Source organism: Caballeronia sp. LZ033 (assembly GCF_031451265.1).
Lineage (GTDB): Bacteria > Pseudomonadota > Gammaproteobacteria > Burkholderiales > Burkholderiaceae > Caballeronia.
In genome coordinates, this window is record NZ_JARUXQ010000002.1 from 122,640 (window position 1) to 147,343 (window position 24,704).

Sequence of the window (24,704 nt, forward strand, 5' to 3'; positions counted from 1 at the left end):
CAAGTTCAGCTCCGACGAAGAAGTCGTGCGCATGGCCAACGACACCGAATTCGGTCTTGCCGCCTACTTCTACAGCCGCGACATCGGCCGCGTATGGCGCGTGGCCGAAGCGCTCGAATACGGCATGGTGGGCATCAACACCGGACTGATCTCGAACGAAGTCGCACCGTTCGGCGGCGTCAAGCAATCCGGCCTCGGCCGCGAAGGCTCGCACTACGGCATCGATGACTACGTCGTCATCAAGTACCTGTGCATGGCGGTCTGAACCGCACGCGTACCAGCAAGCAGATGAAACCCGCACCGCACGCCACGCCCCACTCGAAGCGCGGCGTGCGGTTCATCGCATCAGAGCGCCGTCGCCGGGCTCTCTGCCACCGCGCTTGCGTAAGGCACATCACGCTTGCCATAACGACGCACACGCAGGTTCGCCTGCTCGCCATGACCCGCGAAGCCCTCGAGCGCGCACAAACGCGAGCAATACTCGCCAACCAGCGCCGATGCCTCGTCCGTCAACACCTTCTGATACGTGCAGGTCTTGATGAACTTGCCCACCCACAGGCCGCCCGTGTAACGCGCCGCCTTCTTCGTCGGCAGTGTGTGGTTCGTGCCGATCACCTTGTCGCCATACGACACATTCGTGCGCGGACCCAGGAACAGCGCGCCGAAGTTCGTCATGTTCTCGAGGAAGTAATCGACATCGTGCGTCATCACCTGAACGTGCTCGAACGCGAGATCATTGGCGATCTTCACCATCTCCTCATCCGACTCCGCCACGATCACTTCACCAAACTGCGCCCACGACTTACGGGCGATATCCGCCGTCGGCAGGATGCCCAGCAGGCGCTCCACTTCCGCCATCGTCTCCTTCGCAAGCTTCTCGGACGTCGTCAGCAGGATAGCCGGCGAATCCGGTCCATGTTCGGCCTGGCCGAGCAGATCAGTGGCGCACATCTCGCCATCCACGCTCTCATCGGCGATCACGAGCGTCTCGGTCGGACCCGCGAACAAGTCGATGCCCACGCGGCCGAACAACTGGCGCTTCGCCTCCGCGACGAACGCATTGCCCGGGCCCACCAGCATGTCCACCGGCGCAATGCTCGCCGTGCCGATCGTCATCGCGCCCACCGCCTGGATGCCGCCCAGGCAATAGATCTCGTGCGCGCCGGCCATGTGCTGCGCCGCGACGATCGCCGGCGCCGGCTTGCCATGGAACGGCGGCGCGCACGTGATGATGCGCGGCACGCCGGCCACCTGCGCCGTAATCACCGACATGTGCGCCGATGCCAGCAGCGGATATTTTCCGCCCGGCACGTAACAGCCCGCCGCATTCACCGGAATGTTGCGATGCCCAAGGATCACGCCCGGCATCGTCTCGACTTCAATGTCCTTGATCGAGTCGCGCTGATGACGCGCGAAGTTGCGCACCTGCGTCTGCGCAAACTCGATGTCCTTGATGTCGCGCGCCGAAAGCTGCGAGAGACAGTCGTCAACCTCCTTCTGCGTCAGACGATAGTCCTCGCGATCCAGCTTGTCGAAACGGATCGACAGATCACGGATGGCCGCATCGCCCCGTTCCTCGATATCGGCGAGCGTCGCCTCCACCGTTTCACGCACTTCCTTCGCCGCCGACTTGATCACTTCCGCAGTCGCACCTTGCTTCAGCCACTTGGCCATGACATCTCCTGGTCTCTGTTCGTTGATGTGGGGAGCGCATACTCATTGCATACGTATGCAACACGAGCGAAGATTAGTCGCTTTTGGCGTGATCGGCAAGTTCCAGTGGGGAAAAGCGACGCTAAGGTTTACCCGGGCATGGCCCAGGTTTGCGTGCCGTCGTCGTTCGTCACGACGCCCCGGCGCGGCCTGCGCGCCGAGCCGCGCACGATCAGCCCGCCAGGAGCTTCGTCATGAAGCGCCGCATCGAGCGTGCCGTTCAGTTGCGCAAGCACCGCGGCGACGGCGCGCTGCACCATGTCGTCGAGCGGCTGACTGTAGGTCGTGAGATCGAACACGGGCCAGCGCGCCATGTCGATATCGTCGAAGCCGACGATCGACACCTCATCGCCCACCTTCAGCCCGAAGCGTGCGCGCGCCACGCTGATCGCGGCAAGCGCCATGTGGTCGTTGGCGCAGAAGATGGCGTCGGGCGGCTTCGTGGCGGACAGCAGCGAGATCACCGCTTCTTCCGCGCCCGCCGCCGTGTACTGGCCCACGCGCCGTTCAATGGCCTTCACGCCCTGCTCGCGCAAGTAATCGAAGAAGCCTTCCTCGCGATCGCGGCTCGTGGACGAGCTCTCGAGACCCGCGACATACGCATAGCGCTTGTGCTTGCCGGCGTGCAGAAACGCCGCGAGCGTGCGCGCGCCCGCGCGGTTCTGGCCCGTTACGCTGGACGCGGCCTGGCTGTCGGTCTTGCGGTTGAACATCACCACGGGCAGTCCGATGTTCATGCATTCGTCGGCGAAATGCGAGGACAGGCTGGTCGAGATCAGCACCAGCGCATCCACGCGATAGCGCAGCACTTCATCGAGCACGGGATCCGAGCCGCGCAAGGGGTCGCTCGTGAACATCAGCACGCCATAGCCCGCGCGCGCGAAGGCGGCCGTGAGCGCGTTGAGCGCGGCGTGATAAAACGGATTTTCATTGGCCGGCACCGTCACGCCAATGAGGTTCGCGCGGCCCGTGATCAGCGAACGCGCCACCAGGTTCGGCCGATAGCCCAGCTCGCGCGCCGCCGCGACGATGCGTTCACGCGTGGCCGGCGAGACGCTCGCGCCGGGCGTGAACGCACGCGACACCGCCGACTGCGAGACACCCGCCGCGCGGGCTACGTCATGCGCGGTGGCGGGTCGTCGTTCGGGCGTGGCATCGGACATCGGATCGGGTCTCGGGGTGTCAGGGAATCGGCGGCGCGACAGCAAGCGCGCCGACAGTATGCCCCAGCTCGTTCAGGCGATCGAGCGCCACACGCCCGCGCGCACCAGCGCATCGGTCTCCTGGCGCACGATGCGATACAGCGCCTTCATTGCGAGCGTGGCTTCCTTCTTCGGCGAGAACGCCACCGACAGCACGCCCGGCAGCGTCGGCTCGATGATCGGCCGGGCCTTCAGCGTGCCCCGCTCGATACGGCCGCGCACGGCCGCATACGGCGCGACCGAAAAGCCCAGGCCGGCCTCGACGAGTTCGAAGATCGCCATCATCGCGTCGATCTCGAAGGCGATGTTCAGCGTGAGGGAACGCGTGGTCGCGGCATCCTCGACGAGCGTGCGCAACCCATGCGGGCGCGCCGGCAGTATCCACGGCAGCTGCACGGCGTCGGCAAAGCGGATGGGCTCCATCGCCGGCTGGAGGATGCTCGCATCCGGCGGACCGACGAGCAGCAGGTCGTCGGACAGCAGCGGCTCGATGCTGATCGTGCTGTGCGGCCCGATGTTGTACAGCACGCCGATATCCAGCTGGCCGCTCAGCAGCCATTCGAGCATGTAGCCGGACAAGCCCTCGCGCATGCGCAGGCGCACCTCGGGGAACTCGGCGCGGAAGCGCTTGACGAGCGGCACCAGCAGGAAGTCGCCGAGCATCGGCGGGATGCCCATCGTGACCGTGCCGCCCGGCACCGAGCGCAGGGCCTGCATGTGGTTCACGGCCTCGTCGCTGCGTTCGAGGATGTCGTTCGCGCGCGCGAGGAACTTCTGCCCGGCCTCCGTGAGCGACATGCCATGGCCGTGCCGATACAGCAGCGGCGGCCCCAGTTCCTGTTCGAGCATCTGGATATGGCGCGTCAGCATCGACTGGCTGATGCCGAGAATCGCGGCCGCGCGCGAGACGCTGCCTTCGCGCGCCACCACCATGAAATACCTCAGCTGCTTCAACTCCACGTGCGGGTCTCCTCGTTCTCCTCTGTTGCCGGGCATTGTCGCCTGAAGCGGGCCGATATGCATAACAGGTATGCGAGCAGCCGCCGTTCCATCTGATTACGCTTGATTCCATCCAGAAGCACAACGGAGACACTCACACAATGGAAGAACTCAGGTTGCTCAGCAGTACGGCCATCCTCGGCTATGGCTTCGCGCAGAGCGCGTTCGAAGCAGGGCTTGCGCGCAATCCGCATCTCATCGGCGCGGACGGCGGCAGTTCGGACCCGGGGCCGTACTACCTCGCCTCGGGCGAGTCCTTCACCTCGCGCATGGCGACCAAGCGCGACATGCGCATCATGCTGGCCGCCGCCGTCCCGCGCGGCATTCCGGTGATCGTCAGCACCTGCGGCGGCGCCGGCGGCGATCCGCATCTCCAGATGATGGTCGATATCGTCAAGGAAATCGCCGCGGAAGAAAGTCTGTCATTCAAGCTCGCGGTGATCAATTCGGAATTGCCCAAGGACGTGCTGCTCGAACACGTCAACGCCGGCAAGACACGGCCGCTCTACGGCCTGCCCGAACTGACGCCGGAACTCGTCGAACAGGCCGTGCGCGTGGTCGGCGCGATGGGACCGGAGCCGTACATCACCGCTCTCGACGCCGGCGCGCAAGTGATTCTCTCGGGCCGCAGCACGGACCCGGCGCCGTGGGCCGCCATGGCCATCCGCGCGGGTTTCTCGCCGGCGCTCGGCTGGTACGCAGGCAAGATGCTGGAATGCGGCGCCGAACCCGCGTTGCCGAAGCGCGAAGGCTGTCTGCTCGCGACCATCCGCGAGGATCACGTCGAACTCGAACCGATGCACCCCGAGCAGGCCTGCACGCCGCGTTCGGTGGCGTACTTCGCGCTGCACGAGAACAGCAGCCCGATTCATCACCACGAGCCGGGCGGCATGCTCGACACCTCCGAATGTTCGTTCGAGGCCGTCACGGAACGCGCGGTGCGCGTGTCCGGCATGCGCTGGAAGCCCGCGAAGTACACGGTGAAGCTCGAAGGCGTCGAGGCGCGCGGGCATCGCGTCATCTCGCTGTGCGCCACGCGTGATCCGGTGCTGCAAGCGCAGATGGACCGCTATCTGGCCCGCTCGCGCGAGATTGTCGATGAGAAGGCGACCGCGTTCGGCGCGCCCTCCGACACCTACACGCTCAACTTCCGCGTCTACGGCCAGAACGGCGTGATGGGCGAGCGCGAACCGCTGCCGCAGGTCGAACGCCATGCGCACGAAACGGCGATCGTCGCGGAAGTGGTCGCGCAGGACCGCGATACCGCGAAGGCCGTGCTGGCGATTGCGCGCACCACGATCCTGCACTCGGAATTCCCGGGCCGGCTCTGCAAGGAAGGCAACATGGCGATCCCGTTCTCGCCGTCCGACCTCGATCTCGGTCAGGTCTACCGCTTTTCCGTGTGCCATCTGCTCGAGCCGGAGAACGCGCTGTCGCTGTTCCCGATCCGCTACGAAACCATCGGAGCCTGACATGCCAGCCATCAAGGATTTTGCGAGCGTGTGCCGCAGCAAGAATGCAGGACCGTTCATGGTCACGCTCGACATTGTGTTCGAAACCGACGAGATCTTCGACCGCGTCGCCGCCACCGGCGTGCTCACGCCGCAACTTTTCGCGCGCCTGTATGGCGTGAAGCCGGAGCAGGTGCAGTTCACGCCGTATCGCGCAGCACGCGCGTTCAAGGCGACGCTGCCGCGCCTGATCTCGTCGGGCGATATCGGCGATACCGACGTGTACGGCTCGCAGCAGCACGCGCCGATGCTCGATATCGACATCCCCATCAAGCTGGAGAACACGCAATGAGCGAAGCCGATCTCCAGACGCGGCCCGCCGCGTCGCCTGTTATCGAAGAAACCTTGCAGGACGGCTTTCGCCAGGCGATGCGCCGGCTCGCGGGCGGCGTGGCGCTGGTGTCGACGGTGCATGAAGGCGTGCGCCACGGCATGACCGTCACCGCCGTCACTTCGCTGACGATGGACCCGCCCGCGCTGGTCGTCTCGGTGAACCGGCACGCATCGGCGTTCGATGCCCTCCTGCGCAGCGGCACCTTCTGCGTGAACCTGCTGACGCAGCAGCATGCGGACCTCGCGGTGGCCTTCTCGCGCAAGCCGGACGGCGACGCCCGCTTCGCCAACGGCGCATGGCGCATGAACGACCACAATCTTCCGTCACTCGACGGCAGCATTGCGTCGATCACCTGCCGCGTGCACGACACCGTGGAGTACGGCACACACGCGATCCTGATCGGCGCGGTCGAGCATCTGGAGATCGAATCGCAGCAGCCGATGGCGCCGCTCATCTATCTGAGCGGGCAATTCGGCGGCTTCTGGCCGCTGACGGCCTGAGGAGCGCGCATGTTCGACGCGAAATACGAACACGCCAACTTCCCGCGCGTGCGGCCCGAATGGCTCGCGCAGGTCGCCGAGCCGGCCGTGGAGCCGGAACTGCCGATCATCGATCCGCATCATCATCTGTGGGATGTCGAGAGCGCGTTCTATCACGCGCCGGAACTCGTCGCGGATGTGAACGCGGGGCATCGCGTGCTGGCCACGGTGTTCGTCGAGTGCAAGGCGCATTTCGACAACGACGCGCCCGCCGGTTTCGAGCCGCTCGGCGAGACGCGCTTCGCGGTGGCGCAGGCACAGGCCGCCGCGCAATTGCAGCAAGGTCATGCGGGGCTCGTGAAGGGCATCGTCGCGTATGGCGATCCTTTCGTCGCGAATCCGCAAGGCGTGCTCGAAGCGCATCTCGAAGACGGCCAGGGCCGCATGCGCGGCGTGCGGGTCCGCGCTGCATGGCATGCCGATCCGGCCTTCGCCGCGCCTCATGGCGGCGCCGATGAACGCCTGATCGCCTCGCCCGAGCTGGACCGCTATTGCGCGATCCTCGCGGAGATGGGCCTCGTGCTCGATCTGTGGGTCTATCACACGCAACTGGACCAGGCCGCGGAACTCGCGCGCCGTCATCCGCGCCTTGCCATCGTGCTGAATCATTGCGGCGGTCCGCTGGGCATCGGTCCTTATGCCGATCAGCGCGCCGCGGTGCGCGAGGAATGGAGCCGCTCGCTCGGACGCGTGGCCGCGAACGATAACGTGGCCGTGAAGATCGGCGGGCTGGCGATGCCGCGCACCGGCTTGTCTTTCGCCGATGCCGCGAAGCCCGCGAGCTGTGTCGAGCTGGTCGAACGCTGGACGCCTTATGTGCGCACCTGCATCGAACTGTTCGGCGCGGACCGCGCGATGTTCGAGAGCAACTTCCCGGTCGACAAGGGCAGCTGCAACTACGTCTCCGTGTGGAACGCGTTCAAGCTGCTGAGCGCGGGCTATCCGGACGCGGCGCGCCGCAAGCTGCTCGCGGGCACGGCGAATCGCGTGTACGGGCTGCGGGTCGAGGCACTCATGGCGGAGGGCATCGCGTAACCACAACGAGTCAGGCGCATCACCCATCCGCAAAAGGCACGAGACCGTCCGGCGCACGCCAGTGTGCGCACGGATTTCCGGAGGAGACATATGAAAAATCGCCGCATCTTTATCTACATCTTTCTGTTTTCGCTCACGAGCATCAACTACATCGACCGCGTGGCGTTGTCGGTGGCCGCGCAGCCCATCGCGCACGAGTTCGGCATCAGCCCGATCCAGATGGGCTTCCTCCTGTCCTCGTTCATCTGGACATACTTCGCGAGCCTGATCCTGTGGGGCCTCGCACTCGACCGCTGGGGCACGCGCTACGTCAACGCCATCGGCATGGCGGTGTTCTCGGTGGCCACCGTCGCGACCGGCTTCGCGTGGAGCTATGCGTCGATCCTCGTTACGCGTCTCGTGATGGGCGCCGGCGAAGCATCGTCGTATCCGGCGGGCGGCAAGGTGATCCGCGAATGGATGCCGGCACGCGAACGCGGCATCGCGGCGGCCGTGCTCAACAGCGGCTCGTATGCGGGCCCGGCCATCGGTGCATTGGTGGTCGCCTTCGCGGTGCAGTTGTTCGGCTGGCGCACGGGCTTCATCCTGGTCGGCAGCTCGGGCGCGATCTGGCTCGTCTGCTGGCTCAAGTGGTTCCGCAAGCCGGAGCTCGCCACCTTCCTCAGCGAGGAAGAGCGCGCGCACATCCTGCGCGAGCGCAACGGCGGCATGCCCGACACGCCTACCGGCCCGACGCTCTCCATCCCCGACCTGCTCAAGTCCGTGAGCGTCTGGGGCCTGCTCATCACGCAAGGCTTCGGCTCCTATGCGCAGTTCCTGTTTCTCACCTGGCTGCCGAGCTACCTGCAGACCGAGCGTCATCTCGACATCGTCAAGAGCGGCTATTTCACGGCGCTGCCGTATGCGCTCTCGGTGCTGCTCGCGCTCGGCATCGGCAAGCTGAGCGACCGCCTGCTGCCTGTCGATGCCATCAACAAGGGCGGACGCCGCACCATGGTGGCGGCCTCGATGCTGCTGACGTCCGTCGTGCTCGTCACGCCGTTCGTCGATGACGTGTGGATGATGGTCGCCGTCTTCACGCTCTCGCTGACCGGCGCGCAAGCCGCGCTGGCGATGAACATCGCACTGATCGGCGACCTGCTGCCTTCGTCGGCGGAAGTGGGGCGCGGCACGGGCCTGCTGATCACCGGCGGCGCATCGTTCGCGATGATCGCGCCGATCGCCACGGGCTATGTCGTCGCCATCACGCACAGCTACAACAACGCGTTCTATATCGCGGGGGCGCTCGCCCTGGCCGGCGCGCTCGTCAGCCTCTTCATGACGCGCAAGCCGATTCGCCACCACGACAGCGTGGCGGAAATCAGCGAAGTCTCGGCCCGCGCCTGAACCACTTTCACGATTCACGAGGAACCTGACATGACCCAGAAGCAAATGACCCTGATCGGCTTTCTGCAGGCGCAGAACTGCTCGACCTATCCCGGTTCGTGGCGCCACAGCGCGGCGATGCAGGACTTCACGACGCCCGAGTACTACCAGCGCATCGCGCGCACGCTGGAGGAAGGCAAGTTCCACCTCGCCTTCTTCGACGACCGCCTCGCGATGCCCGACATCTACGGCAACGATCACGCGCAGACCGTCGAGCACGGCGTGCGCGCCGTGAAGATGGACCTGGTCTCGATCCTCACCGCGATGGGCATGGCGACCTCGAAGCTCGGCCTCGGCGCGACCTACTCGACGACCTACTACGAGCCGTTCCACATCGCGCGCACGTTCGGCACGCTCGACCTGATGACCAAGGGCCGCGCCGCGTGGAACGTGGTGACGTCGCTGAACGATTCGGAAGCGGCGAACTTCGGGCAGGACGCGCATCTCGAACACGACCTGCGCTATGACCGCGCCGACGAGTTCGTCGAAACGGTGATGGGCCACTGGGATACGTGGGAAAGCGATGCGCTGATTCTCGACAAGGAAAGCGGCCGCTTTGCGGATCCGTCGAAGGTGCATCGTCTCGATCACCAGGGCAAGTTCTTCAAGTCGCGGGGCCCGTTCACGGTGCCGCGTTCGCAACAGGGCCATCCGGTGCTGATCCAGGCGGGACAGAGCGGCCGTGGCCGCGCGTTCGCGTCGCGCTGGGCGGACCTGATCTTCGTCGTCTATCCGAAGCTCGAAGTGGCGAAGAAACAGTACGCGGAGATGAAGCAGGCGCTCGCCGATGCAGGCCGCAACCCCGACGACGTGAAGATCTCGACGGCGTGCTACACGATCGTCGCGGAGTCCGACGAGATCGCGCAGAAGGAACGCGAATACATCGACGCCCTCGCCAAGCCGATCGACTCGCTCGCGCTGCTGTGCGAAGTGCTCAACACGGACTTTTCGAAGCGCGGCTACGACGATCCGTTCAGCGACGCCGAAATGGCCGCGATTTCCGGCTGGACCGGGTTCCGCGATCGCGTGGTGACGCTTTCGGGCAAAAAGAATCCGTCGGTGCGGGATTTCGTGGACTTTTCGAAGCGCGCGCGCATCGACGAGTTCCCGGTGTTCTGCGGCACACCGAAGACGGTCGCGGACCAGATGGAGCAATGGTTCACGGAAGGCGCCGTGGATGGCTTCGTGATCGCGCCGACGCACGTGCCCGGCGCGTATGAGGACTTCGTGCGCATGGTGGTGCCGGAGCTGCAGCGTCGCGGCCTGTTCCGCAAGGACTACACGGGCGGCACGCTGCGCGAAAACCTCGGCTTGCCGATCCCGCAGTCGGGCGACTGGCGCAAGACGGCGTATCCGCAGGAAAAGAAGATCAAGCTTGCTTGATTGAGGCGGCCCACAACGGGCCTATTTATCTGCTTAAGTCGGGCGCGGCGGCAGGTTCGGTCATCGGACCGCCGTTGCGTTCGTGTCTGAAGTGCGCGGACAGGTGATACGCGGCGCCATGCACCGAAGGTCATGCCCTCGCGCGCTACCGCTTCAAACGGACTCTTGCCCTCCGGCCAGCGCACCGCGGTACCTTCCACCGGCATCCTTTCGATGCCCGTGCCCCGGTTGCACGGGCAGTCCCCATTCGCCGCCGTGCTTCGCAAGAAATGCGTGGCCCCGGCAGGCCGTGGTGCACATCGTAACGAGCGCTACGCTCAGGCGCCTCCTGCCTGTGAATCCGCTGCGGTTCGCAATCCGTATGCCCTTCCGGCGCCACTAAAGCATGGCTTAAGGACGCCACGCGTGCACTCTCGTTGAATCACAATCGAGACGTCGATATCCCTCAGCGGTGAGCCAGTGACTCAATCGAGCGGCAAGCGCCCCAAGCTGGTCCTGTTCCCGGCACGTCATGTCGAACCCAGGCCGGGGACCAGTGCGGACGACTTCCAGATCTATGCCTCCTATCGGGGCAGCACGGCGAGCGGCTTCTTCGGCACGTTGAAGGTGGTCAGGAAGACGGATGGCCGGTTGTTGTTTCCGTTCGACGGCGTTGACACCATTGGCCCGTTCGCCACGAAATCCGACGCAGTGGCCGCCGCTCTCGCGCGTGGCGACGCCGTCGTGAATGCGGATCTCGCACGCCCTGAACTCTAGCCCGGGCACGATATGCCGGAAAGGACCTGATCTGGACAGATATGGCCGCTGGTTTTCCCGGATCGCAAACGTTTTCGGTAGAGAGAAAATCGGCGCATGGCCCTTGGCATCCGAGTTGCCGGTCAGAGAAGGGCGAAAAAAGACAAAGCGACATGAGAGAGCGGAGGGCCGTATGAAGCAGACCCGGTTTGAATATCGTGGCTTTGTCGTCATCCCCATGGCAGCCTTCGACGGCGGCCTATACGCGGCGATGGCCATCGTTTGCGATGATCGCGGCCAGCAACGCGCCAGCGGCGTGCTGGGCCATTTCGACTCCGCAGAAGAAGCGAGCGCCTTCGCGCTGTCCGCAGGAAAGGACGAAATAGACCACCGTCTGTGGCATCCCGCCGCAGCCTGAGTGAGCGCACCGGCTCATTCCAAAGTTTGCGCAAACGCGTACGGATTGGTCGCATTTTGTACGTTGAACGCGCCTTTCGTACTGCCATACTGCACCTATCGGCCGCTGTGATTTGAACCGCGCGCCATCATCCGACCGGAGAGAACGTCAGGCCATGGCACTTGTTGTTTATGTATTTGAGGAAAGCAGAGGTGTCCCGATGCACGAGCGCGACCTCTTCGAGATCGACGCGGCAGGTTATTTTGTCGACATGAGCGCGGTGTTCGTGGAGTGCTGCAGCTGCACGGCGCCCATGTCCTCGCGGCCCGCCTTCCAGCGCGCGATGCGCCGGCTGCAGGCGGGCGATACGCTCGTAACCACCCAGCTCCTCAGCCTCGGCAACAGCGTCTCCGACGTCCTCGCGACCATCGAACAGCTCGGGCGGCGCGGCATCGTCACGGTGTGTCTCGCCTATGGCAAGCAAGATCTCTGTGCCGCCGAAGGACAGCCTTTCATCGACGCACTCCGGCTCGCCGAGGACCTGGAGCGCGTGACCCGCCGCAGCCGAGCCCGCGAAGCGGCGAATGCGGCGAAGGAACGCGGCGTCGCGCAGGGACGTCCCAGTTCGCTTACCCCGGCGCAGCAGCAGCAGGCCATCGACTCCCTGGGCGCGGGCCGTACCGTGACGGAAATTGCCCGCGCGCTCAACACCTCGCGCCAGACCATCATGCGTCTGCGCAACGCCCATCGGCAGGCGCCGGATGCCGCGCAGCAAGAGGACGCCGTGCCTCAGCCACTCGCTGTCAATGACGCCAAATAGGGAACTGGCTGCCCTGGCCTGGTTCAGGCCTCTCTGAAGCGCCTTCCCGTTCGCAAGAGCGGCGCACTCACCGGCATGTGCACATTGCACAGCCTGAAAAGGGATGTTACGTACACTACAATCCGGTCGCAGCGAGAGCCGCAGCGCGACGCCAGCACGGCCCGTGCGCGCGGAGGACCCCACGCACATCCATCGGGCAGCATGAACCAGACGACACCATACGAACGAGCATGGGCAACCCATCAGTACACAAGATTCGGGCGGAGGGCCTGAGCACATGACGAGCAGCGGTTCCCAGGCGCCGGCTTCCACGAATATCGAGCCCTTGCAGTTTGCCGTCGTCGGCATGGGCGCATCCGCGGGTGGCATCGAGGCGCTGCTCAACTTCTTCGACAACGCGCCCGCCGAGATGGACATGGCGTTTGTCGTGATCGTGCATCTGCCGGCGGACCACATGAGTTTCGCCGACGAGGTGCTGCAGCGCGTGACGGACATGCCGGTCAGGCAGGTGACGGGGCCGACCACCATCGAGAAGAACCACATCTACATCAACGCGCCCGGGCAGCACGTTGAAATGACCGGCACCTCGCTGCAATCCGTGGACCGTGCCGGCAAGGAAACCTCGCCCACGACCATCGATCACTTCTTCGCCACGCTGGCGTCCGAGCATGGCACGCGTTCGGTGGGCATCGTGCTGTCGGGCGCGGGATCGGACGGCGCCGCAGGCCTCTCGCGCATCAAGGAGAGCGGCGGCATGACCGTCGCGCAGAAGCCGGAAGACGCGCATTTCGCCGAGATGCCGCAGCATGCCATCTCCACCCGCCAGGTCGACTTCATCCTGCCCGCGGCCGAAATGCCGGAAAAACTGCTCGACCTCTGGACCAACGCGAAGAAGATTCATCTTCCCGCCGTGGAGGGCGGCGAGCTGGCCGAGAAGGAGATTTCGCCGGTAGTCGTCGGCGCCGAGCGCGCGCTCTCCGACGTGCTCATGCAGCTGCGCGTGCGCACCGGTCACGACTTCCGTCATTACAAGCGCGCCACCATCCTGCGGCGCATCGAGCGGCGCATGCAGGTGAACGGTCTGCGCGACATCGGCGAATACCGCGAGCATCTGCGCGCCCACCCGGACGAAACCACGGCACTGCTGGCGGACATGCTGATCGGCGTGACCCAGTTTTTCCGCGACCGCGATGCCTTCGACGCGCTGCGGCGCGATGTCATGCCGCATCTGCTGGACGCCAACAAGAGCGAGGCGCAGATCCGCGTCTGGGTGCCGGGCTGCTCGACGGGCGAGGAAGCCTATTCGCTCGCCATCATGCTGGCGCAGGCGCGCGAGATCGCGGGCTTCGAGGCGACCTACCAGATCTTCGCAACCGACATCGACGAGCCCGCCATCGCGCAGGCGCGCTCCGGTTCGTATCTGGGCTCCATTGCGAGCGACGTGCCCAACGATCTCCTGCGCCGCTACTTCAAGCAGGAAGGCGGACGCTATCAGATCGTGAAGTCGGTGCGCGAACGCATTCTGTTCGCCGCGCACAGCCTGCTGCGCGATCCGCCGTTCTCGCACCTCGACCTGATCTCGTGCCGCAATGTCCTGATCTATCTCGATCGCGCGGTGCAGCGCCAGGTGCTCGAACTGTTTCACTTCGCGCTGCGTGCGGGCGGTTATCTGTTCCTTGGCACCGCCGAATCCGCCGATACCGCCGACGACCTCTTCACCATCGTCGACAAGAAAAGCCGCATCTACCGCGCGCGCACGGTGCTCAACCGGGTGAAGCCGCCGGTTGCGTTCCCGTCGCTCGGGCTCAGCAACGTCATGCCACGCGAGGATCTCGCGGCCGTGGCAACGCAATCGAGCCTGAGCAGCGGACCGGAAACCCCCGAGCGCCGCAGCTTTTCCTTCGCCGCGCTGCACCAGCGGGTGCTCGAGGAATACGCGCCGCCGAGCGTGGTCGTGGATCGCGATTCGAACATCGTGCATCTCTCCACGACGGCCGGACGCTTCCTGCGGCACGGCGGCGGCGAGCTGTCCTCGAACATCATGGCGCTCGTGCTGCCCGAACTGCGGCTCGATCTGCGCACGACGCTGTTTCGCGCGCACCAGACCGGCGGCAGTGTCGAGGCGCGGCGCGTCAAGCTGTTGCAGGAAGGGCGCACCGTGTGGGTCAACATGACCGTTCGACCGTTCCATGACACGGGCGTGAACGCAGACTTTTTCCTCGTGCTGTTCGACGAAGTGCAGGAGCATATGGCGGACGGAGGCTTGCCCGAAGGGCGCGGCCAGGATCCGCTGCTGATGCAGCTGGAGCGCGAACTTCAGCACACGCGCGAACAGCTTGCGACGACCATCGAGCAACACGAGACGACGGTCGAGGAACTGAAGGCCTCGAACGAGGAATTGCAGGCGATCAACGAGGAGTTGCGCTCCGCGACCGAGGAACTCGAAAGCAGCAAGGAAGAGCTTCAATCGGTGAACGAGGAGTTGACCACGGTCAATGCGGAACTGCAGGCGCGCGTGGAAGACACGGCGAAGGCCAACGACGACTTGCAGAACATCATTGCCTCGACCGAGATCGCCACCGTCTTCGTCGACAAGCAGATCCGCGTGAAACGCTTCACCACGAGCGCGACGCGCGTGTTCAAGCTGATCGACGTGGACGTTGGCCGCTCGCTGTTCGACATCACGCATTCGCTGCGCTACTCGTCCCTCGCCGACGACGTCAAGCAGGCCTTCGAAACCCTCAAGCTGATCGAGCGCGAAGTGGAAAGCTCGGACGGCAAGTGGTATCTGATGCGCCTGCTGCCGTACCGCACGGCGGACGACCGCATCGACGGCGCGGTGCTGACCCTGATCGACATCACGGCGCGGCATCTGGCCGAGGAATCGGCGCGCATCGGCGAGCAGCGCCTGCGGCTGGTCGCGCAGTCCACCAACGACTACGCGATCATCCTGCAGGATCCGAACGGCGTGATCGTCACATGGAACGCGGGGGCCGAGCGCATCTTCGGCTTCACGGAGCGGGAAGTGGTCGGCAAGAACATCGCGCTGATCTACGATCCGATCGACCGCAAGGCGCACATTCCGGCGCGCGAACGCGAGGTGTCCGCACGCGAAGGCCGCGCCGACGACGACCGCTGGCACATCACGCGCGACGAACGCCGGGTGTACTGCAGCGGCGTGGTGACGCCGATCTCGGACCCGTCGTTCACGGGCTTCGCGAAGATCGTGCGCGACCTGACCGAACGCAAGCTGCGCGAGGACGCGAACCGCGAGGCGCTCGCGCACGAACACGCCGAGCGCAAGAAGGAAACGCTCTCGAACCAGCTGAAGGACGACTTCATCGCGGTGCTGTCGCATGAGCTGAAGCATCCGCTCAACCTGATCGGCATGAAGGCGGAGATCCTGCCGCGCCTGCCCGAAACGCGCGGTATCGAAGTGGTGCGCGAAGCAGCGGATTCCATCAAGCGCGCGGTGCGTGGCCAGGCGCAGATCATCGACGATCTGCTGGACCTGTCGCGGGTGCGCACCGGCAAGCTGGCGCTGTCCATCGCGCCGCTGGATGTCGCTGCTGTGCTGGCGCGTATCGCCGAGGCCACGGAGAGCGAAACGGCGCAGCGCGGCATCCGCCTGAACCTGAGCACGCCGGGCGAGCCGGTCTATGCCTTCGCCGACGCTGTGCGCAGCGAACAGATCTTCTGGAACGTGGTGTCGAACGCGCTGAAGTTCACTGATAGCGGCGGTTCCATCGACATTCGCGTCGCGCGTGAAAGCGACATGGTGCGTGTGGACGTCGTTGATACGGGACAGGGCATCGATCCGTCGGCTTTGGCGGATATCTTCGAGATGTACCGGCAAGGCGGACGCAATCCCACGTCGAGCGGCCTGGGTATCGGACTGTCGCTCGCGAAGCAGCTCGTCGAGATGCATGGCGGGCGCATCGAGGCCCATTCGGACGGCGTGGGACATGGCGCCACGCTGTCGGTGTGGCTGCCGGGCGCGGCGCATCAGGACGCGTCGCCGGAAGAGCAGGAAGACCGTGTTCGGCCGGTGGCGGGCGCGCGCCTTTTGCTCGTCGATAACGACATCGAGGCGACCGCTTCGTTCGCGACGTTGCTCGAACTGGAGCAGGCGCGCGTGCAGACCGTCACGAGCGCCGAGCAGGCGCTGGAACAGCTTCGGGTGGGCAAGGTGGACGTGCTGATCTCGGACGTCCAGCTGCCGGGCATCGACGGCTACGAGCTCATCAGGAGGGTTCGTACCGATCCTGCGCTGGTCGGCCTCAAGGCCATCGCGGTGACCGCGTTCGGACGGGACGAGGACCGGCGCGCCGCGCGTGCGGCGGGCTTCGACGCGCACCTGAGCAAGCCGGTCGATCTTGCAGACCTGCTGCACATGCTGGACACGCTGCTGGCCGCAGGGGGTTCATAACGCATGCCTTGTTTCGGCCTGTTTCGGAATATGAAGGCCGCGTCCCGGTCCGCGAATTGCTGCTTCCCTTAAGCAAGGAGGCGATATGGCGGAACGGGATATTGTAGTGATCGGTGCGTCGCGAGGCGGCTTCCAAGGGCTCAAGGTGCTCATCAGCCAACTGCCCGCTGACCTGCCTGCGGCGCTGTTCGTCGTGCTGCATATCGGACGTCATGCCAGCGTGCTGCCCGAACTGATGACTTCATGGGGACGCCTGCCGGCGCGTTATGCCGGCCACGGCGAACCCATTGAGCGCGGCACGGTTTGCATTGCGCCGCCGGACCGGCATCTCGTGTTGTCGCAAGGTCGCATGTGGCTCAATGACGGCGCCAAGGAAAATTTTGCGCGGCCTGCCGTCGATCCGCTGTTCCGCAGCGCCGCGATGGAATACGGTGCGCGCGTGATCGGCGTGGTGATGAGCGGCGATCTCGACGACGGCGCCGTGGGACTCGCCAACATTCGCGCGCAAAGCGGTTTCGCTATCGTGCAGGATCCTGACGATTGCGAGGCGACCGGGATGCCTCGGGCCGCGCTCGAATCCTGCGGCGCGGACAGGCTGTGCACGGAGGAGGAATTGGCGGAATGCATCCGGCAGGCCGTGAAAGGCGGACCGTCAGGCGAAGCCCCGGCAATCGCGCAGGCCAACAAACCGATGTATGAGAAAGAGGCGCTGATCGCAGCCAGCGGTCTGGCGGATCTCGACGCCCTCGATGAAGTCGGTGAACGCTCCGCGCTCACCTGTCCGGACTGTGGCGGGGCATTGTGGCGCGTTCGCGGCGATCGCCCGTTGCGCTACCGTTGCCATACGGGGCATGCGTTCACGGGCATGTCACTGGCCGAGGGCATTGAATCGCGCTCGGAGGAAGCCATCTGGTCGGCGATTCGAGCGGTTCACGAGCGCGTGATCTTCGCCAGGGAACGCCAGCAATGGGCTGAGCGCGCAGGCGACGGGGATCAGATCGCGATCGAACAGGCGCGCATCGATGAAGCGGAACGGCTGGCGGAACTGTTGCGTGCAGCAATGCATACGAAGCCCTCTTCGTCTGAATCGCCCGAGTGAGTTGGTTCAGCGTGTGGGATGCGCCATGCATCGAGTGGCAGGTGCGCGACGCCTGAACGCACCGCGCCGCGTCGCCTGCGTTCCACGATATTGCGTGCCGCGATTCGTTCGCTCGCTCCTTCAGGTCGTAGGCCCCGCGCCAGTGCGCGGAGCGTGTCACATCCTTCTAAAAGCAATCGCAGTGCCGCTGTCAGATGATCGGCTTGCCGCCCGTCACCGCGATGGTCGCACCCGAGATATAGCTTGCATCGTCCTCAGCGAGCATGACGTAAGCAGCGGCGAGTTCAGCGGGCTGGCCCGGGCGCTTCATCGGCGTCTGCTTGCCGAAGTTCTCGACGCTCGATGGCGGCATGGTCGAAGGAATCAGCGGTGTCCAGATCGGCCCCGGCGCCACGCAGTTGGCGCGGATGCCGCGTTCAGCCAGCAATTGCGCCAGACCGCCCGTGAAGTTCTGGATCGCGCCCTTGGTGCTCGCGTAGGCGATCAGCCCGGGATTGGGCGAATCGGCGTTGATCGACGTGGTGTTGACGATGGCGCTGCCCGGCTTCATGTGCGCGAGCGCCGCCTTCGTGATGCGGAACATCGCGCCGATGTTGGTCGAATAGGTCTTGTCCCATTCGTCGTCGCTGATGTCTTCCAGCTTGTCGTAGGTAGCCTGATAGGCCGCGTTGTTCACCAGCACGTCGATCCGGCCGAACGTCTCCGCCGTCTTCGCAACGAGTTGTTTGCAATGCTCGCGGTCCGTGATGTCGCCGGGCAGCAGCAGCGCGCGCCGGCCTGCATCCTTGACGAGGCGTGCGGTTTCCTCGGCGTCCGCATGTTCGTTCAGATACGCAATGGCCACATCCGCGCCTTCACGCGCATACGCGATCGCCACCGCGCGGCCGATGCCGCTGTCCGCGCCCGTGATCAGCGCGATCTTCCCCGCGAGCCGGCCGCTGCCCCTGTAGCTGGATTCGCCGTGATCCGGTTGCGGGTTCATCGGAGCGGTGTGTCCGGGACGGCTTTCCTGCTGCTGCTGAGGCATCGGCGGACGGGGATAGTCTTTGTCGGTCATGTCGGTTTCCTTGATGGGTCGAGTGTTCGAGAGCTCAGGCGGCGGTCTTCAGAACGACCTTGGTCCAGCCGTCACGGCGTTCGTCGAAGTTGCGATAGCCTTCGGGCGCCTGTTCGAGCGGCAGTTCATGCGAAATGATCTGCGACGGCTTCAGCTTGTCTGCTTCGATCAGATCGCGCAGTTTGCGGTTGTAGGCCTTGACGTTGGCCTGGCCCGTCGCCATGCGCTGACCCTTCATCCAGAACGAACCGAAGTCGAACGCGAGCTGACCCTTCTTCATCAACGCGTCGGGCGAACCCGGGTCTTCCGCGACGAACACGCCCACCACGCCGATGCTGCCCGTCGCGCGCACCGACTTCACGAGGTTGTTCATCGTGAGATTCGGCACTTCATGACCTTGACAGGTGCACTGATAACCGACGCACTCGCAACCGCGATCGGCCCCTTCGCCGCCCGTGAGTTCGAGCACGCGGTCCACGCCGCCGCCGTCGCTGTCGTCGATCGGAATGGCGCCGAGACGCTCCGCGAGTTTCAGGCGGTCCGGGTGCGAATCGACCACCATGACTTTCGAGGCGCCCTTGAGATTCGCCGACATCGCGGCCATCAGCCCCACTGGACCGGCGCCGTAAATGACAACGCTGTCGCCTGCTTCGACGCCCGCGAGCACGGTGGCGTGATAGCCGGTCGGGAGGATGTCGGAGAGCATGACGTAGTCGTTCTCCTTCTCCACGGCATCGGGCGGCAGCAGCAGGCAATTGAAGTCCGCGAACGGCACGCGCAGGTATTCGGCCTGACCGCCGCTATACGGGCCCATGCCGGCGAAGCCATAAGCCGCGCCGGCCATGCCGGGATTGGCCGTGAGACAGAAACCGGTAAGGCCCTTCTCGCAGTTCTTGCAGAAGCCGCAGCCGATGTTGAACGGCAGGCACACCCGGTCGCCCACCTTCACGCGCGTGACGCCCGGACCGGCTTCGACGATCACGCCCAGATTTTCATGACCGAGAATGCGGCCGGTCTCCATATTGGTCCGGCCTTCGTACATATGCAGATCGGAACCGCAGATGTTGGTGGTGGTGATCTTGACGATCACGTCGTTCGGCTGTTCGATGCGTGCGTCAGGCATGTCCTTGACGACGACCTGTCGCGGTCCTTCGTAAACGAGGGCTTTCATTCAGAGCTCCAGTGCTGGGGTTCGAGAGTGCGGTCCGCTTGCGCGGCCATGACGTCGACGCAGCATTGGATGTACCCGCGCGTTGCAGTGCGGCGGAGCCGGACAAACAGAGTTGAATGCGCGGCGTTGATGGCGACGACGCGCGAGAGACGCTTTACGCGAAAGGACGATGGATCCGGGCTGCTCAGTTTTCGCGCTCGCGAAGCTCTTCCACGTCCGTCAGGCGAAGCCGTGTCAACGCACTGGAACTGGAGATGAGATTGTTCAGAAGCTTCTCGGAGTCCTCGGCATTGCCGCCGCCTTGTTTGATCCAGTCGATCCGCTGCCGCTGCGCTTCGATGCGCACTTCACAATCGACAATGAACGGGTTGAGCCTGTTGAGTTCGTTCAGTACGCGCGTGCGGGCCATGGCGGACCTCGATCAGATGAAATCGCTGCTCGGGACGCTCACAAGAAGACGTCCGGTCGCCAATGTTACAACGCGTCGTGCGCGGTCCTCGCGGGATCTCTTCAGACTCTGCTGGCCAGCCGCAGGGATGATTCGAGCACATCGCCGCTCGACTTGACGAAGTCGCGTGCCCAGTCGGCAATGGCGCCTTCGGCCTGGCGTCGTGACGGCTTGAAGATATGGCTGGGAAAGGTAACGGTTGTCACGACCGCATGGAGTTTGTAGTCGCTGCGACGCGAGAACCGCGCGGCGCCGGTCCAGCCGTCGCCGGGAATGGACTCCGGGAAGATTTCGAGGAAGTACGCGCCTAGGGAATACATGATTGTCTCCGTGACATGCGCATATCCCGGTACAGCATTTCTTGCTCCTGCTTATCTGCCGATTGACCCGGTATTTGCGGACCGCCGTATTTGCGGACATCGGGCGCCATGGCTGGCGCACGCGTTGCTAACGAATACGCGTTCGCCAGCAACCACGGAGGGGGCCTATGAAGCGCTTTCTGCAATCCGCAATCATTGCTGCACTGACGGGCGCGTGCATCAGCGCCGCCTCGGCCCAGCAAAACGGCGCACCGCCCGGCAACAAAGCGCCCAGCGACGATGGCGCCGGCAAGTCCGCAGGCATTGCGGGCGGCGCGGGTGCGGCGGGACAATCCGGCACCGATCCCGCCACGCTCAAGCGAACCGAAGAGCAACGCGTGAAGAAGCAGCACGGTGGTGCATCCGGTCCAGGAACGGCCAATCGCAAGGACTGGAAGGAGTGATCCCGGTTACAGAGGACCGGGATCGCACGCGCGTTCGCCGACGCATCGTCAGCGATCTGTGGCGCGCGGTCTGGGCATGGCGTTATCAGACGGCGGCAGCGCTGGTGCTGATGATCGCCGCGCGGCTTGCCGTGGTGTCCGTGCCGCTGCTGCTCAAGCGGGTCATCGACGAGTTCAGTCACCCGGCATCGACCGTCATCTTTCCGGTCTTCCTGATCCTCGCTTATGTGCTGCTGCGCTATCTCGGCGATGTGCTCAATGAAGCACGCGATGTCGTCTTCAGCATCGTCACGCAGCGCACCGTCGCGTCGTTCACGGAGCGAACGTTCGCGCATCTGCATGCGCTCGGCGCGCGCTTCCACGCCAGGCGCGAAACCGGCGCCGTGGTGCGCGATGTCCAGAAAGGCGCGGATGGCGTGGGCTTCCTGCTCGGCACGTCGCTGTTCACCATCGTGCCGGTGCTGATCGAGATCGGTACCGTCGTGGCGGTGATGGTCAGCAGCTACTCGCTGGAGTTCATGGCCATCATCGGCGTGACCTTCGTGCTGTACTCGGTGTGGACGCTCATCTTTACTCGCTATCGCATGCGCTTCCAGCGCGCCGTCAACGCGCTGGAAGCGCAGTCGGACAGCCGCCTCGTCGACAGCCTGCTCAACTACGAAACCGTCAAGTTCTTCGCCAGCGAAGACACGGAGCGCGGGCGTCTGTCGGGCGTGCTCGAACAATGGGTTCACGCGCGTGTCGCGAACCAGCGCGCGCTGACGCTGCTGCACGTAGGGCAAAGCACGATCATCGCCGGGGGCATTGCCGCCGTGATGCTGCGCGCGGCGCAGCATGTGGTCGCGGGAACGATGAGCGTCGGCGATCTCGTGCTGGTCAATGCCTACATCGTGCAAGTGTGCAATCCGCTCAACACGCTGGGCTTCGTGTTTCGCGAGACCAACGACGCCATCGTGAACGTCGAGCGCATGTTCAACATCCTGCTGTCGCGCGGGCGCGTGCGCGAGGACATCGACGAGACCGGTGCGAAGCCGCTCGTCGTGACGGCGGGCGAGATCGAGTTCGAGCATGTCGAGTTTGGCTACGATCCGGCGCGGCAGATCCTGCGCGATGTCGACTTCCGCGCGCATCCGGGCAAGAAGCTCGCGGTGGTGGGCGGCAGCGGCTCGGGCAAGTCGACGCTCGTGAAGCTGTTGTTCCGTCTCTACGAACCGACGTCGGGCGCCATTCGCATCGACGGTCAGGACATCGCGCAAGTGACGCAGAACAGCCTGCGCGCGACCATTGGCATCGTGCCGCAGGACACCGTGCTCTTCAACGATACGATTGCCTACAACATCGGCTATGGACGGCCTGACGCCACGCGCGCCGAGATCGTGCAGGCGGCGCGCGCCGCGCAGCTGGACGGCTTCATCGAGCGCCTGCCGGATCACTACGACACGCGCGTAGGCGAACGCGGCGTGCGGCTCTCGGGCGGCGAGCGGCAGCGTATCGCCATAGCGCGGGCCATCCTGAAGAATCCGCGCGTCATCGTGTTCGACGAAGCCACGTCCGCACTCGACACGCGTTCCGAGCGCGCCATCCAGAACGAACTGGACCGGCTGGCGGAGGGACGCACGTCGATTGTGATCGCGCATCGTCTGTCCACCGTCGTCGATTCGGACTGGATCCTCGTGATGGAGCATGGACGCATCGTCGAACAGGGACAGCATGACGACCTGCTCACGCTCGATGGCGTGTATGCCCGCATGTGGTCGCTGCAATGGCAACAGGGCGAACTCGAACATGCGCAGCGCAAGATATCGGCGGAAGCGGTCGGGCTCGATACGCTGGTGAGCGGCGTGATCGATGCGCTCCATGAAGAGATTGCGGCGCGTGGCGTGAATCTCTACACGGTGATGACTGAACCAGGCTTGCGCGTGTCGGGCGACGCGGGCGTGTTGCAGCAGATCGTCGCGGAGCTGTGCCGCGTGCAGATCGGCACGGCGACACGTGGCGAACGCGTCGAGTTGCGCGTGTTCCGCGAGGGCAATCATGCGTCGCTGGTGGTGATGGGACAGCGCGCCGCGCCGGTGGAACTGTCGCGGCAACAGATGCGCCGGCTGGAGAAGGCGCTGACGGAGATTGGCGGGGGCTTCGCGGCGCGCACCATCGACAGGCAGGTGGCCTATGTCGCGACGATGCCGCTGCGCCCCGTGCTCGACGATGCCCACATCAATGCCGGTACCGCCGAGGATGCGCTCACGGGCATCACGGTCATGGTGCTGGACGATCAGGAAGAAGCCCGCGATGCACTCGAAGCCGTGCTCGAGACCGTCGGCGCGCAGGTCGTGTCATGTGCGTCCGGCGACGAAGCGCTGGCGCGGCTGCGCGCTCTGCCGACGGCGCAATGGCCTGGCGTCCTGCTGTGCGATATCGTGCTGGGCGGCGATCAGGACGGCTATGACGTATTGCGGCTAATACGCGAGGAAGAGGCAAGCCGCGGCGCGTCGCTGGCCGAGCGCATGCCGGCTATCGCGCTGACGGGCTTTGCCCAGGCCGAGGCGCGCGCACGGGCGCAGGCGGCGGGCTTCCAGGCCCACCTGACCAAGCCTGTGCCCGCGCCGAAGCTGATTGCCACCATCGAGGGCGTCACCGCACGCAGCGTTTAAGCGGCATGCGCGGCGCGTGCATCGGCGGCTTCGATGATGCCGCGGAAATGCTGCGCGGTGCGCCGCAAGCCTTCGTCGAGATGCGTGGACGGCGCCCAGCCGAGCAAGTCGCGCGCAAGCGAGATGTCCGGCTGGCGATGCCACGGATCGTCGAGCGGCAGGGGCTTGAAGATGATCTCGGACGACGACCCCGTCAACTCGATGATGCGCCGCGCGATGTCGAGCATCGACAGTTCATGCGGATTGCCGAGGTTCACCGGGCCGGTGACGTCGTCGGGCGTGTTCATCAGGCGAATGAAGGCGTCGACCATGTCGTCGACATAACAGAACGAGCGCGTCTGCGAGCCTTCTCCATAGACGGTGATCGGCTGGCCGCACAGCGCCTGCATCATGAAGTTGGAAATCACGCGGCCATCGGCGGGATGCATGCGCGGACCATAGGTATTGAAGATGCGCGCGATCCTGATCGAGAGTCCATGCTGGCGCCGGTAGTCCATGAACAGCGTTTCGGCGCAGCGCTTGCCTTCGTCGTAGCAGGAGCGCGGGCCGATGGGATTCACGTTGCCCCAATACGCTTCCTGCTGCGGATGAACGTGGGCATCGCCATACACTTCGCTCGTCGATGCCTGGAAGATCTTCGCGTGGACGCGCTTCGCCAGGCCGAGCATGTTGATGGCGCCATGCACGCTGGTCTTGGTCGTCTGCACCGGATCATGCTGATAGTGAATGGGCGACGCGGGACACGCGAGGTTATAGATCTCGTCCACTTCCACATACAGCGGAAACGTAACGTCGTGGCGCATCAGTTCGAAGTTCGCGCTGTCCAGCAGATGCGCAATGTTGTCCTTCGTGCCGGTGTAGAAGTTGTCCACGCACAGCACGTCGTGACCTTGCGCAAGCAGCCGCTCGCACAGGTGGGAGCCGAGAAAGCCCGCACCGCCCGTCACCAGAATCCGCTTTCTATAGGCTTCTTTCATGTCGCCATTCCTTTGA

At 64.7% G+C, this 24,704-nt stretch carries 22 protein-coding genes; 14 read left to right on the plus strand and 8 right to left on the minus strand.

The genetic code is table 11. The features are described from left to right. Positions 1-265: aldehyde dehydrogenase family protein (locus tag QCE62_RS16135; protein ID WP_309920245.1), on the plus strand; the 265-nt coding region annotated here is incomplete at its 5' end. Between the two features lie 80 nt (positions 266-345). Here the strand turns inward: QCE62_RS16135 and hisD are convergent. The 3 genes from hisD to QCE62_RS16150 form a co-directional block, all read right to left on the minus strand. Next, entirely contained in the window at positions 346-1,674 is a 1,329-nt protein-coding gene (hisD, locus tag QCE62_RS16140; protein ID WP_309920248.1) for a histidinol dehydrogenase, read from the minus strand. Between the two features lie 128 nt (positions 1,675-1,802). Continuing rightward, positions 1,803-2,876, minus strand: coding sequence for a LacI family DNA-binding transcriptional regulator (locus QCE62_RS16145; protein ID WP_309920250.1), 1,074 nt, complete (start codon positions 2,874-2,876; stop codon positions 1,803-1,805). Between the two features lie 72 nt (positions 2,877-2,948). Next, the gene (locus QCE62_RS16150) at positions 2,949-3,875 is read right to left on the minus strand and encodes a LysR family transcriptional regulator (protein WP_309920253.1); all 927 of its coding nucleotides are present in this window, start codon (positions 3,873-3,875) and stop codon (positions 2,949-2,951) included. 140 nt (positions 3,876-4,015) lie between these two features. On the opposite strand from QCE62_RS16150, the gene QCE62_RS16155 reads away from it, so the two are divergent. From QCE62_RS16155 to QCE62_RS16205, 11 genes are all read left to right on the plus strand, one after another. After that, complete coding sequence (locus QCE62_RS16155) at positions 4,016-5,386, plus strand: acyclic terpene utilization AtuA family protein (RefSeq protein WP_309920257.1); 1,371 nt, start codon at positions 4,016-4,018, stop codon at positions 5,384-5,386. Between the two features lies 1 nt (position 5,387). Next, positions 5,388-5,717: a DUF4387 domain-containing protein gene (locus tag QCE62_RS16160; protein ID WP_309812088.1), complete on the plus strand. Its 330-nt coding sequence runs from the start codon at positions 5,388-5,390 to the stop codon at positions 5,715-5,717. Then, positions 5,714-6,259 (plus strand): flavin reductase family protein, encoded by a 546-nt coding sequence (locus tag QCE62_RS16165; protein ID WP_309920259.1) that lies wholly within the window; start codon positions 5,714-5,716, stop codon positions 6,257-6,259. Before QCE62_RS16160 ends, QCE62_RS16165 begins: the two co-directional genes overlap by 4 nt. 9 nt (positions 6,260-6,268) lie before the next feature. After that, entirely contained in the window at positions 6,269-7,333 is a 1,065-nt protein-coding gene (locus QCE62_RS16170) for an amidohydrolase family protein (protein ID WP_309920262.1), read from the plus strand. Between the two features lie 90 nt (positions 7,334-7,423). Further along, positions 7,424-8,719, plus strand: coding sequence for an MFS transporter (locus QCE62_RS16175; RefSeq protein ID WP_309920265.1), 1,296 nt, complete (start codon positions 7,424-7,426; stop codon positions 8,717-8,719). A gap of 30 nt (positions 8,720-8,749) precedes the next feature. After that, positions 8,750-10,141 (plus strand): LLM class flavin-dependent oxidoreductase, encoded by a 1,392-nt coding sequence (locus QCE62_RS16180; protein WP_309920267.1) that lies wholly within the window; start codon positions 8,750-8,752, stop codon positions 10,139-10,141. 495 nt (positions 10,142-10,636) lie between these two features. After that, a complete protein-coding gene (locus QCE62_RS16185) occupies positions 10,637-10,897 on the plus strand; it encodes a DUF6723 family protein (protein WP_309922842.1) in 261 nt (86 codons plus the stop codon). Between the two features lie 172 nt (positions 10,898-11,069). Then, complete coding sequence (locus QCE62_RS16190; RefSeq protein ID WP_309920271.1) at positions 11,070-11,294, plus strand: hypothetical protein; 225 nt, start codon at positions 11,070-11,072, stop codon at positions 11,292-11,294. A gap of 199 nt (positions 11,295-11,493) precedes the next feature. Further along, on the plus strand, positions 11,494-12,093 hold the full coding sequence (locus QCE62_RS16195; protein WP_309920274.1) for a recombinase family protein: 600 nt from the start codon (positions 11,494-11,496) through the stop codon (positions 12,091-12,093). A gap of 277 nt (positions 12,094-12,370) precedes the next feature. Next, entirely contained in the window at positions 12,371-16,522 is a 4,152-nt protein-coding gene (locus tag QCE62_RS16200) for a CheR family methyltransferase (protein ID WP_309920279.1), read from the plus strand. A gap of 85 nt (positions 16,523-16,607) precedes the next feature. Beyond that, the gene (locus tag QCE62_RS16205; RefSeq protein WP_309920282.1) at positions 16,608-17,621 is read left to right on the plus strand and encodes a chemotaxis protein CheB; all 1,014 of its coding nucleotides are present in this window, start codon (positions 16,608-16,610) and stop codon (positions 17,619-17,621) included. A 190-nt stretch (positions 17,622-17,811) separates the two neighbouring features. On the opposite strand, the gene QCE62_RS16210 is transcribed toward QCE62_RS16205, so the two are convergent. The 4 genes from QCE62_RS16210 to QCE62_RS16225 all read right to left on the minus strand — a co-directional run bounded on the left by QCE62_RS16210 (position 17,812) and on the right by QCE62_RS16225 (position 20,617). Beyond that, positions 17,812-18,678, minus strand: coding sequence for a glucose 1-dehydrogenase (locus QCE62_RS16210; protein WP_309920285.1), 867 nt, complete (start codon positions 18,676-18,678; stop codon positions 17,812-17,814). 34 nt (positions 18,679-18,712) lie between these two features. Beyond that, entirely contained in the window at positions 18,713-19,849 is a 1,137-nt protein-coding gene (locus QCE62_RS16215) for a glutathione-independent formaldehyde dehydrogenase (RefSeq protein WP_309920288.1), read from the minus strand. 184 nt (positions 19,850-20,033) lie between these two features. Further along, complete coding sequence (locus tag QCE62_RS16220) at positions 20,034-20,258, minus strand: hypothetical protein (protein WP_309920291.1); 225 nt, start codon at positions 20,256-20,258, stop codon at positions 20,034-20,036. Positions 20,259-20,359: 101 nt separating this feature from the next. Then, complete coding sequence (locus tag QCE62_RS16225) at positions 20,360-20,617, minus strand: hypothetical protein (protein ID WP_309920294.1); 258 nt, start codon at positions 20,615-20,617, stop codon at positions 20,360-20,362. A gap of 167 nt (positions 20,618-20,784) precedes the next feature. Here QCE62_RS16225 and QCE62_RS16230 point away from each other — a divergent pair, with 167 nt between their 5' ends. Together QCE62_RS16230 and QCE62_RS16235 are read left to right on the plus strand one after the other, a co-directional pair. Continuing rightward, positions 20,785-21,060 carry a hypothetical protein gene (locus QCE62_RS16230; RefSeq protein WP_309920297.1) on the plus strand — a complete coding sequence of 92 codons (276 nt, stop codon included), beginning with the start codon at positions 20,785-20,787 and terminating at the stop codon, positions 21,058-21,060. Beyond that, complete coding sequence (locus QCE62_RS16235; RefSeq protein ID WP_404987402.1) at positions 21,060-23,711, plus strand: ATP-binding cassette domain-containing protein; 2,652 nt, start codon at positions 21,060-21,062, stop codon at positions 23,709-23,711. The genes QCE62_RS16230 and QCE62_RS16235 overlap by 1 nt, the downstream gene beginning before the upstream one ends. On the opposite strand, the gene QCE62_RS16240 is transcribed toward QCE62_RS16235, so the two are convergent. Continuing rightward, positions 23,708-24,688 carry an SDR family oxidoreductase gene (locus QCE62_RS16240; protein WP_309920301.1) on the minus strand — a complete coding sequence of 327 codons (981 nt, stop codon included), beginning with the start codon at positions 24,686-24,688 and terminating at the stop codon, positions 23,708-23,710. The genes QCE62_RS16235 and QCE62_RS16240 overlap by 4 nt on opposite strands. Positions 24,689-24,704 lie beyond the last annotated feature (16 nt).